Source organism: Pseudacidovorax intermedius, from assembly GCF_001476815.1.
Lineage (GTDB): Bacteria > Pseudomonadota > Gammaproteobacteria > Burkholderiales > Burkholderiaceae_C > Xenophilus > Xenophilus intermedius_A.
Window position 1 is genome coordinate 1 of the sequence record NZ_LDSL01000210.1, and the last position, 12,931, is coordinate 12,931.

Sequence of the window (12,931 nt, forward strand, 5' to 3'; positions counted from 1 at the left end):
GCCAACGCCAACGCGGACATCCGCAGCGGCACGGGCAGCATCAGCGTCCTGGCCTCCGGCAGCGTGACGCTGTCGGCCGGTGCGGACGTGCTGACCAGCGCCGCCGGCAGCATCGACGTGCTGGCGACGACGGGTGCGGTGGTGATGAGCACCACGAGCAACCTCACGACGCAGACCGGCAGCGTGCGCGTGCAGGCGGGCACCGACATCACCGTCGGCCGCATCACGACCACGACCGGCAACACCAGCTTGACGGCAGGCGGCAGCATCGCCGACGCTGACGCCCTGGTGGCCGGAGCGGACGACACGGCGGTGAACGTCGTGACGAACGGCCTGCGCCTCGCCGCGGGCAACGGCATGGGTGCCGGTGCGAATGCGCTGGAAGTGACCGTGACCATGCTGAGCGCCCGTGCGGGCGCGGGCGGCGTGTTCCTGACGGAGACCGACGGCCTCACCGTCGGCGACGTGTCCGCCAGCATCAACCGCGTGGACAGCGATGCGCTGACCACGGCGGTGAGCGACGCCACGCAGTCCGACGTCGTGACCACGGCCAACGGCAGCATCGTGCTGCGCAGCACGGCCGGCGACATCGTGCTGAACGACGGCACGGCTTCCGCCGACGGCAACGCGCTGACCGCGAACGGCTCGGGCAACGTGCTGGTGCAGGCCATCGCCGGCAACGTGCTGGCCAACATGGACATCCGCAGCGGCACCGGCAGCATCAGCGTCCTGGCCTCCGGCAGCGTGACCCTGGCCGCGAATGCCGACGTGCTGACCAGCGCCGCTGGCAGCATCGACGTGCTGGCGACGGCCGGTGCGGTGGTGATGAGCACCACGAGCAACCTCACGACCCAGACGGGCAGCGTGCGGGTGCAGGCGGGCACGGACATCACGGTGGGCCGCATCACGACCACGACCGGCAGCACCAGCCTGACGGCCGGCGGCAGCGTGATCGATGCGGACGTGCTGGTGGCCGGCGCGGACGACACGGCGGTGAACATCGTGACGAACGGCCTGCGCCTGAGCTCGGGCAACGGCATCGGTGCTGGCAGCAACGCCATCGAGATCACCGTCGCGACGCTGAGCGCCCGTGCGGGTGCAGGCGGCGTGTTCCTGACCGAAACCGACGGCCTCACCGTCGGCGACGTGGCGGTGAGCATCAACCGTGTGGGTGCCGATGCAATGACCTCTGCCGTGGTGGATGCCACGCAGTCGGACATTGCGACGACCGCCAACGGCAGCATCGTGCTGCGCAGCACCACGGGCGACCTGGTGCTGAACGACGGCACGGCTGCTGCTGACGGCACGGCCATCAGCGCCAACGGCACAGGCAACGTGCTGGTGCAGGCACTGGCCGGCAACCTGGTCGCCAATGCCAACGCGGACATCCGCAGCGGCACGGGCAGCATCAGCGTGCTGGCTTCCGGCAGCGTGACCCTGGCCGCGAACGCCGACGTGCTGACCAGCGCCGCCGGCAGCATCGACGTGCTGGCCACGGCCGGTGCCGTGGTGATGAGCACCACGAGCAACCTCACGACCCAGACCGGCAACGTGCGCGTGCAAGCGGGCACCGACATCACGGTGGGCCGCATCACGACCACGACCGGCAACACCAGCCTGACGGCCGGCGGCGGCCTGATCGACGCGGACGGCCTGGTGGCCGGTGCCGACGACACGGCGGTGAACGTCGTGACGAACGGCCTGCGCCTCGCCGCGGGCAACGGCATCGGCTCGGGTGCGAATGCCCTGGAAGTCACCGTGACCACGCTGAGCGCCCGTACGGGCGCTGGCGGCGTGTTCCTGACGGAGACCGACGGTCTGACCGTCGGCGACGTGTCGGCCAGCATCAACCGCGTGGGCAGCGATGCGCTGACCACGGCGGTGAGCGATGCCACCCAGTCCGACATCAGCACGACGACCAATGGCAGCATCGTGCTGCGCAGCACCACGGGCGACCTGGTGCTGAACGACGGCACGGCAAGCGCCGACGGCAACGCCATCAGCGCCAACGGCAGTGGCAACGTGCTGGTGCAGGCGCTGGGCGGCAATGTCCTCGCCAATGCCAATGCAGACATCCGCAGCGGCACCGGCAGCCTCAGCGTGCTGGCCTCGGGCAGCATCACGCTGTCGGCCGGCGCCGATGTGCTGACCAGCGCTGCGGGCAGCATCGACGTGCTGGCGACTGCAGGCGCGGTGGTGATGAGCACCACGAGCAACCTCACGACGCAGACGGGCAGCGTGCGTGTGCAGGCGGGCACCGACATCACGGTGGGCCGCATCACGACCACGACCGGCAGTACCAGCCTCACGGCCGGTGGCAGCGTAATCGATGCGGACGTGCTGGTGGCCGGCGCCGACGACACGGCGGTGAACGTCGTGACGAACGGCCTGCGCCTCGCCGCGGGCAATGGCATCGGCTCTGGTGCGAATGCATTGGAAGTGACGGTGACCACGCTGAGCGCACGTGCGGGCGTAGGCGGCGTGTTCCTGACGGAAACCGACGGCCTGACGGTCGGCGACGTGGCCGTGAGCATCAACCGTGTGGGTGCCGACGCGCTGACCACGGCGGTGAGCGACGCCACCCAGTCCGACATCGCCACGACGACCAACGGCAGCATCGTGCTGCGCAGCACCACGGGCGACCTGGTGCTGAACGACGGCACCGCAAACTCCGATGGCAACGCCATCAGCGCCAACGGCACGGGCAATGTGCTGATGCAAGCCATCGCCGGCAACGTCCTCGCCAACGCCAGCGCGGACATCCGCAGCGGCACGGGCAGCATCAGCGTCCTGGCCTCCGGCAACGTGACGCTGTCGGCCGGCGCCGATGTGCTGACCAGCGCTGCGGGCAGCATCGACGTGCTGGCGACCGCAGGCACGGTGGTGATGAGCACCACCAGCAATCTCACGACGCAGACGGGCAGCGTGCGCGTGCAGGCGGGCACCGACATCACCGTGGGCCGCATCACGACCACGACGGGCAACACCAGCCTGACGGCCGGCGGCAGCCTGATCGATGCTGACGCCCTGGTGGCCGGGGCCGACGACACGGTGATCAACATCGTGACGAACGGCCTGCGCCTGAGTGCAGGCAACGGCATCGGCGCAGGCAGCAATGCCCTGGAGACGACCGTGACCACGCTGAGCGCCCGTGCGGGTGCCGGCGGCGTGTTCCTGACGGAAACCGACGGCCTCACCGTCGGCGACGTATCGGCCAGCATCAACCGCGTCGGCGTCGATGCGCTGACCTCTGCCGTGGTGGACGCCACGCAGTCGGACATCGCCACGACCGCCAACGGCAGCATCGTGCTGCGCAGCACCACGGGCGACCTGGTGCTGAACGACGGCACCGCGGCTGCTGACGGCACGGCCCTCAGCGCCAATGGCACAGGCAATGTGCTGGTGCAGGCCATCGCAGGCAACGTGCTCGCCAACGCCAACGCGGACATCCGCAGTGGCACGGGCAGCATCAGCGTGCTGGCTTCGAGCAGCGTGACGCTGTCGGCCGGCGCCGATGTGCTGACCAGCGCGGTCGGCAGCATCGACATGCTGGCGACAGCGGGCGCCGTGGTGATGAGCACCACGAGCACCCTCACAACCCAGACGGGCAACGTGCGTGTCCAGGCAGGCACGGACATCACCGTCGGCCGCATCACGACCACGACCGGCAACACCAGCCTGACGGCGGGCGGCAGCGTGATCGATGCCGACGCCCTGGCGGGCGGCGTCGAAGACACGGCGGTCAACATCGTGACCAACGGCCTGCGCCTCACCGCGGGCAACGGCATCGGTGCTGGCAGCAACGCCATCGAGACCACGGTGACCACACTGAGCGCCCGCGCCGGTGCTGGCGGCGTGTTCCTGACGGAGACCGACGGTCTGACCGTCGGCGACGTGGCGGTGAGCATCAACCGCGTCGGCAGCGATGCGCTGACCTCCTCGGTGAGCGACGCCACGCAGTCCGACATCGCCACCACGACCAACGGCGGCATCGTGCTGCGCAGCATCACGGGCGACCTGGTGCTGAACGACGGCACGGCTTCCGCCGACGGCAACGCGATCAATGCCAACGGCAGCGGCAACGTGCTGGTACAGGCCCTGGCGGGCAGCGTGCTGGCCAACGCCGACATCCGCAGCGACGCGGGCAGCCTGAGCGTGCTCGCGTCGGGCAGCGTGACGCTGGCCGCGGGCGCGGACCTGCTGACCGGCGGGGCCGGCAGCATCGACGTGCTGGCCACGACGGGTGCGGTGCGCATGTCGAGCACGACCAGCTTCGCGACCCAGACGGGCAGCGTGCGCGTGCAGGCGGGCACGGACATCACCGTCGGCCGCATCACCACGACCATCGGCAACACCAGCCTGACGGCCGGTGGCGGTATCGCGGATGCGGACGCCCTGGTGGCCGGTGGCGACGACGGCGTGGTCAACATCGTGACCAACGGCCTGCGCCTGAGCGCCGGCAACGGCATCGGTGCCGGCGCCAACGCGCTGGAGACCACGGTGAGCATGCTGAGCGCCCGTGCGGGTGCCGGCGGCGTGTTCCTGACCGAGACCGACGGCCTGACTGTTGGCGACGTGGCCGTGAGCATCAACCGCGTCGGCAGCGATGCGCTGACCACGGTGGTGAGCGACGCCACGCAGTCGGACATCGTGACCACGGCCAACGGCAACGTGGTGCTGCGCAGCACCACGGGCGACCTGGTTCTGAATGACGGCACCGCGGCGGCTGACGGTACGGCCATCAGCGCCAACGGCACGGGCAACGTGCTGGTACAGGCACTGGGCGGCAACGTGCTCGCCAACGCCGATGCGGACATCCGCAGCGGCACGGGCAGCGTGAGCGTGCTGGCTTCGGGCAGCATCACGCTGTCCGCCGGTGCCGATGTGCTGACCAGCGCCGCTGGCAGCATCGACGTGCTGGCGACGGCGGGCGCGGTGGTGATGAGCACCACGAGCAACCTGACGACGCAGACCGGCAACGTGCGTGTCCAGGCGGGCACCGACATCACGGTCGGCCGCATCACCACCACGACCGGCAACACCAGCCTGACGGCCGGTGGCAGCCTGATCGACGCAGACGCCCTGGTGGCCGGCGCCGACGACACGGTGGTCAACATCGTGACCAACGGCCTGCGCCTCGCCGCGGGTAACGGTATCGGCAGCGGTGCCAACGCCATCGAGACCACGGTGACCACGCTGAGCGCCCGTGCGGGTGCGGGCGGCGTGTTCCTGACGGAGACCGACGGCCTTGCTGTCGGCGATGTCGCTGTGAGCATCACCCGCGTGGGCGGCGATGCGCTGACCAGCGTGGTGAGCGACGCTGCGCAATCCGACCTCGTGACCACGGCCAATGGCAGCATCGTGCTGCGCAGCACCACGGGCGACCTGATGCTGAATGACGGCACGGCGAGCGCCGACGGCAACGCCATCGTGGCGAACGGCAGCGGCAACGTGCTGGTGCAAGCCCTGACGGGCAACGTGCTCGCCAACGCCAACGCGGACATCCTCAGCGGCACGGGCAGCATCAGCGTGCTGGCTTCGGGCAGCGTGACGCTGGCCGCGAATGCCGACGTGCTGACCAGCGCCGCCGGCAGCATCGACGTGCTGGCGACGGCCGGTGCCGTGGTGATGAGCACCACCAGCAACCTCACGACCCAGACGGGCAGCGTGCGGGTGCAGGCGGGCACGGACATCACCGTGGGTCGCATCACGACCACGACCGGCAGCGCCAGCCTGATGGCCGGCGGCAGCCTGATCGACGCGGACGGCCTGGTGGCCGGCGCCGACGACGGCGTGGTCAACATCGTGACGAACGGCCTGCGCCTGAGCGCGGGTAACGGCATCGGCTCCGGTGCGAACGCCATCGAAACGACCGTCGCCACGCTGAGCGCCCGCGCGGGTGCGGGCGGCGTGTTCCTCACGGAAACCGACGGCCTGACGGTGAGCGACGTGGCCGTTAACATCAACCGCGTGGGCAGCGACGCGCTGACGACAGCGGTGAGCGATGCCGCGCAATCGGACATCGCCACGAGCGCCGACGGCAGCATCGTGCTGCGCAGCCTGACCGGCGATGTCGTGCTGAACGATGGCACGACGGCAGCCGACAGCACTGCCGTCAGCGCCAACGGCGCGGGCAACGTGCTGGTGCAAGCGCTGGCTGGCAACGTGCTCGCCAACGCCGATGCGGACATCCGCAGCGGCACGGGCAGCATCAGCGTGCTGGCTTCCGGCAGCGTGACGCTGTCGTCCGGCGCCGACGTGCTGACCAGCGCAGCTGGCAGCATCGACGTGCTGGCGACCGCAGGCGCCGTGGTCATGAGCACCACGAGCAACCTCACCACCCAGACCGGCAACGTGCGTGTCCAAGCGGGCACCGACATCACGGTCGGCCGCATCACCACGACCACGGGCAACACCAGCCTGACGGCCGGCGGTAGCATCGTTGATGCGGACGCCCTTGTGGCCGGCGCCGACGACACGGTGGTCAACATCGTGACGAACGGCCTGCGCCTGAGCGCGGGCAATGGCATCGGTGCCGGCAACAACGCCATCGAGACCACGGTGACCACGCTGAGCGCCCGTGCAGGTGCAGGCGGCGTGTTCCTGACGGAGACCGATGGCCTGGCAGTGGGCGACGTGTCGGCCAGCATCAACCGCGTGGGCAGCGATGCGCTGACCTCTGCCGCGGTGGATGCCACGCAGTCGGACATCGCCACGACGGCCAACGGCAACGTGGTGCTGCGCAGCACCACGGGCGACCTGGTGCTGAACGACGGCACGGCGGGCGCGGACGGCAACGCCATCAGCGCCAACGGCTCCGGCAACGTGCTGGTGGAAGCCATGGCTGGCAACGTGCTCGCCAACGCCAGCGCGGACATCCGCAGCGGCACGGGCAGCATCAGCGTCCTGGCCTCGGGCAGCGTGACGCTGTCGGCCGGTGCCGACGTGCTGACCAGCGCCGCTGGCAGCATCGACGTGCTGGCCACGGCCGGTGCGGTGCTGATGAGCACCAGCAGCAACCTCACGACCCAGACCGGCAGCGTGCGCGTTCAAGCAGGCACGGACATCACCGTGGGCCGCATCACGACCACGACGGGCAACACCAGCCTGACGGCCGGCGGCAGTGTCATTGACGCCGATGCTTTGGTGGGCGGCGCCGATGACGGCGTGGTCAACATCGTGACCAACGGCCTGCGCCTGAACGCCGGCAATGGCATCGGCTCCGGTGCGAACGCCATCGAAACGACCGTGACCACGCTGAGCGCCCGTGCGGGTGCCGGCGGCGTGTTCCTGACGGAAACCGACGGACTGACGCTCGGAGATGTGGCGGCGAGCATCAACCGTGTGGGTGCCGATGCGCTGACCTCTGCCGTGGTGGACGCCGCGCAGTCGGACATCGCCACGACGGCCAACGGCAGCATCGCTCTGCGCAGCGCCACGGGTGACCTGGTGCTGAACGACGGCACGGCCAATGCAGACGGCAACGCCATCGCGGCGAACGGCTCCGGCAACGTGCTGGTGCAAGCCATCAGCGGCAACGTGCTCGCCAATGCCAACGCGGACATCCGCAGCGGCACGGGCAGCATCAGTGTTCTGGCCTCCGGCAGCGCCACGCTGTCGGCCGGCGCGGATGTGCTGACCAGCGCCGCTGGCAGCATCGACCTGCTGGCGACGACGGGCAGCGTGAGCATGTCCACGACCAGCAACCTCACGACGCAAATTGGCAGCGTACGTGTCCAAGCGGGCACGGACGTCACCGTCGGCCGCATCACGACGGCTGGCAACGTGAGCCTCACGGCCGGCGGTAGCCTGATCGATGCCGACGCCCTGGTGGCCGGCGCCAACGACACGGCGGTCAACATCGTGGCCGGCGGCCTGCGCCTGAGTGCAGGCAACGCCATCGGCTCCGGCGCGAATGCGCTGGAAACCACGGTGACCACGCTGAGCGCCCGCGCGGGCGCTGGTGGAGTGTTCGTGACCGAATCCGACGGCCTCACCGTCGGCGACGTGGGTGTGAGCATCAACCGTGTCGGCGCCAATGCGCTGACCACGGCCGTGAGCGACGCCACCCAGTCGGACATCGTGACCGGCGCCAACGGCAGCATCGTGCTGCGCAGCGCCACGGGCGACCTGGTGTTGAACGACGGCACGGCCATTGCAGACGGCAATGCCATCACCGCCAACGGCTCTGGCAACGTGCTGATTCAGGCGATTGCGGGCAATGTGCTCGCCAACGCCAATACGGACATCCGCAGCGGCACGGGCAGCATCAGTGTTCTGGCTTCGGGCAGCATCACGCTGTCGGCCGGTGCCGATCTGCTCACCAGCGCAGCCGGCAGCATCGACGTGCTGGCGACGACGGGCAGCGTGAGCATGTCCACGACCAGCAACCTCACGACCCAGTCCGGCAGCGTGCGCGTTCAGGCGGGCACCGACATCACCGTCGGCCGCATCACGACGGCTGGCAACGCCAGCCTCACGGCCGGCGGCAGCCTGATCGATGCCGACGCCCTGGTGGCCGGCGCCGACGACACGGCGGTCAACGTCGTGGCCGGTGGCCTGCGCCTGAGCGCGGGCAACGCCATCGGCTCCGGCGCGAATGCGCTGGAAACCACGGTGGCCACGCTGAGCGCCCGTGGGGGTGCCGGCGGCGTGTTCGTGACCGAGTCCGATGGCCTCACCGTCGGCGACGTGACCGTCAGCATCAAACGTGTCGGCGCCAATGCGCTGACCACCGCGACGAGCGACGCCACCCAGTCGGACATCGTGACCGGCGCCAACGGCAGCATCGTGCTGCGCAGCACCACGGGCGACCTGGTGCTGACCGACGGCACGGCTTCCGCAGACGGCAACGCCATCACCGCCAACGGCAGTGGCAACGTGCTGGTGCAAGCCATCGGCGGCAACGTGCTCGCCAACGCCAACGCGGACATCCGCAGCGGCACGGGCAGCATCAGCGTCCTGGCCTCCGGCAGCATCACGCTGTCCGCCGGTGCCGATGTGCTCACCAGCGCCGCCGGCAGCATCGACCTGCTGGCGACGGCGGGCGCCGTGGTGATGAGCACCACGAGCAACCTCACAACCCAGACGGGCAGCATCCGTGTCCAAGCGGGCACCGACATCACCGTCGGCCGACTCACCACCAGCGGCAACGCCAGCCTCACGGCCGGCGGCAGCCTGATCGATGCCGACGCCCTGGTGGCCGGTGCCAACGACTCGGCAGTCAACATCGTGGCCGGTGGCCTGCGCCTGATTGCGGGCAACGCCATCGGCTCCGGCGCGAATGCGCTGGAAACCACTGTGACCACGCTGAGCGCCCGCGCCGGTGCCGGCGGTGTGTTCGTGACCGAGTCCGACGGCCTCACCGTCGGCGACGTTGGTGTGAGCATCAACCGCGTCGGCGCCAACGCGCTCACCACCGCGGTGACCGACGCCACCCAGTCCGACATCGCCTCGGCCGCCAACGGCAACGTGGTGCTGCGCAGCACCACGGGCGACCTGGTGCTGATCGACGGTTCTGCGTCCGCAGACGGCAACGCCATCACCGCCAACGGCAGCGGCAACGTGCTGATCCAGGCCTTGTCGGGCAACGTGCTCGCCAACGCCAACGCGGACATCCGCAGCGGCACCGGCAGCGTAAGCGTCCTGGCCTCGGGCAGCATCACCCTGTCCGCCGGCGCCGACGTGCTCACCGGCGCATCCGGCAGCCTGGACCTGCAAGCCACCACCGGCAACGTCACGCTGTCCGCCAGCAGCCTGCTGGCCTCTGCGAGCGGCAACGTCCGCGTGGAAGCCGGCGGCGACGTGCTGCTGGGCCGCATCGCCACCGGCGGCAACGCGGCCGTGCTCGCCGGCGGCAGCATCGCCGACGCCGGTGTCGCTGCGGACGCCGCCCACGTGACCGCCAATGCGCTGCAGCTGCGCGCCGGCCAGTCCATCGGCACGGCCACGGGTGCGCTGCGCACCGCGGTCTCCGTGCTCAGCGCCAGCGCGGGCAACACGGGATCCGGCAGCCTGTTCCTGAGCGAAGCCGATGGCCTGGCCACCGGCAGCGTCACCGTCGACGTCAACCGCGTCGGCGTCGATGGCCGCACTGCGGCCACGGCCAACGCTGCCCAGGCCGGCCTCGGCAGCCGCGGCGACGGCGCCCTGGTGCTCACCAGCCGCACGGGCGACCTCGTGATCGGCACGGCCGGCGCCAGCACCGAGCGCGGCAACCTGCTGCTGCAGGCCACCACCGGCGCCATCGCGCTCAACGCGGACGTCGTGTCCGCCAGCGGCCACATCACCCTGGCCGCCGGCGGCGCCATCGGCCAGGCCGCCGGCACCCGCATCGCCACCGGCGGCAGCGGCACCCTGGACCTGGAATCCGGCGCCAGCATCACGCAGGCCGCCGACGCCCAGCTGGTCGCCAGCGCGGACATCCGCGTCACGGCCGCGCAGGACCTCACCGTCGGCGGCATCACCACCGCCGGCAACGTGGTCCTCACGGCCACCAGCGGCTCCATCCTGGACGGCGGCGACGTGCGCACCAACGTCAGCGGCGCGGGCCTGGCCATGGTCGCCGGCAACGGCATCGGTACGGCCAATAAGCTGTTCGACACCGCCGTCGCCCGCCTCAGCGCACGCGCCGGGGCCGGCGGCATCCAGGTGAACGAGGCCAACGGCGTCACCCTGGGCGACGTCGCCGTCACCGTGCAGCGCGTCGGCAGCGCCGGCACCACCACCGTGGTGGCCGTGCAGCAGTCCGACTTGATCACCCGCGCCAACGGCAACATCGTGCTGAACGCCGCGGGCACGATCACGCTCACCGACGGCACCAGCCCGGCCGGCAACGGCGCGGTCGTGGCCGACGGCAGCGGCGCCATCACACTCAACGCGAGCGGCGCGGGCAGCGCCATCGTGGCGGGCGAGGGCGCCGACATCCGCTCGGGCTCGGGCGCCATCGCGCTGCATGCGGCCGGCGACCTCAAGACCGCCAAGGTGGACACCACCGGCGTCGCCCGGCTGCTGACCGACACCGGCACGCTCACCGTGAGCCAGCCCATCGCGGCGGCCGGCCAGGACGTGAGCCTGGTGGGCAACAGCATCGACCTGCAGGCGAGCGTGTCCAGCCCCGGCGGCAAGCTCAGCATCCGCCCGGCCACGCCGGGCACGGCCATCGTGCTGGGCGATGCGGCGGCGCAGGCCGCCAACCCCGGCGCGCTGTACCTGAGCCAGGCCCAGCTGGCCCTACTGGCCCCGGGCTTCCAGTCCATCACGCTGGGCACCGGCGCGGCGGGCGAGAACATCCGCATCGTGGGCGAGGGCGCCGCGGTGGTGCTGCGCGACCCGCTGGTGATCAACGCCAGCGGCGCCGGCAGCCAGGTGCTGCTGCAGGGCACGGTCGCGGCCGGGGCCCTCACGATCAACGGCTCGGGCGCGGGCACGCAGGCCACCAACGCCACGCTGCAGGTGCAGGGCGCCATCGACGTCAACGACCACCTGCTGGTCAGCGGCACGGTGCGCATGACCGCAGGCCTCGCGGGCAACGGCGGCGGCAACATCACCTTCGCGCAGGCCGTGGACGGCACCGCCCCCACGGGCGCGGGCACCGACGTGCTGGTGCTCAGCGGCTCGGGCGGCGCGGTGAGCTTCCGCGGCGCGGTGGGTGCCACCAACTCGCTGGACACGCTGCGCGTGACCGATGCCACCGACGTGGTGTTCGAGCGCCAGGTGCACGTGACCGGCGAGGTGACGGTGCAGGCCAGCGGCCGCGTGGAGTTCAAGGACCAGTTGCGCATCGACGGCGGCAGCCTGCGCATCGTGGGCGCGTCCTCGGTGGTGCTGGGCGGCGTGGAGCTGGGCACGGGCGGCAACCTGGTGATCTCGGCCAGCACGCTGTCGCTGCTGGGCGTGGTGCGCGGCGCGGGCGATGCCTCGGCCACGCTCACGCATGCGGTGGCCGGCGGCGCGGTGAGCGTGGGCGCCACGGGCCCGGCCGATGCGCTGGTGATCGATGCCAACGCCATCGCCAAGCTGCAGGGCTTCGCCAAGGTGGACATCGGCCAGTCGGGCACCGGCGGCAGCGGCGGCGCGGCGGGCCTGCCGGCCTCGGGCAATGCGGGGCTGGACATCGGGGTGCTGTCGCTCTTGACGACGGGCGAGCTGAACGTGCACGGGCGCGAGGTGAGCCTGCAGGGCAGCGGCACGCTGGGGGTGACGGGCGTGTTCCACGTCGACGCCTCCGGCGGCATCGCGATGGCCGGCAGCACGACGGTGGTGATGGGCGGCAAGGGCATGGCGCTGGCCGCGGCCGGCGACGTGACGCTGGGCACGATCACTGCGCTGGGCGGGGTGGTGCAGGTCAGCAGCACGGGCGGCACCATTGCGGACGCGGGCAACGGCCCGGGGGCCAACGTGGTGGCGGCGAGCTTCGTGATGCGCGGCCACGGGCCCCTGGTGGGCAACGGCGCGGGCACGCTGCCGGCCATCGGGGTGAATGCCACGCGCATCGACGTGGACGCGCCGGACGGGCTGGTGCTGCGCGACAGCGACGGCACGAGCTCGGTGTTCAACCTGCTGGCCAACGGCAAGACCTACCGGCAGCTGATCGCCGAGGGCACGCCCACGCGGGTGAGCTCGCCGATGGCGCCGACGGAGGCCGGGCCGCTGAACGTGAAGGTGAACACCGCCAGCACGCCGGCGACGACCAGCGCGCTGTCGCTGGCGGGGCTGACGCCGCGCACGGGCGCGAGCCTGCTGTCGGCGCAGCTGCCGGCGGCGGCGGTGGCCAGCCAGGCCACGGGCAGCTACCTGGACGAGCTGCTGGGCGGGCATGTGCGCATGGACCTGGCGGACCTGGACACGGGCACCGAGGGCGGGGCGCTGGAAGCGGCCTACCTGCTGGGCGCGTCCTCGGCCCAGCCGATGGTGAGTGGCGCGGGCTCCG

General features: G+C 71.2%; 1 protein-coding gene. It reads left to right on the top strand.

The window, feature by feature from the left end; genetic code table 11:
* Window positions 1–12,931 (top strand): beta strand repeat-containing protein (locus NS331_RS26895; RefSeq protein ID WP_058644509.1); only part of this gene is annotated, 12,931 nt, incomplete at both ends.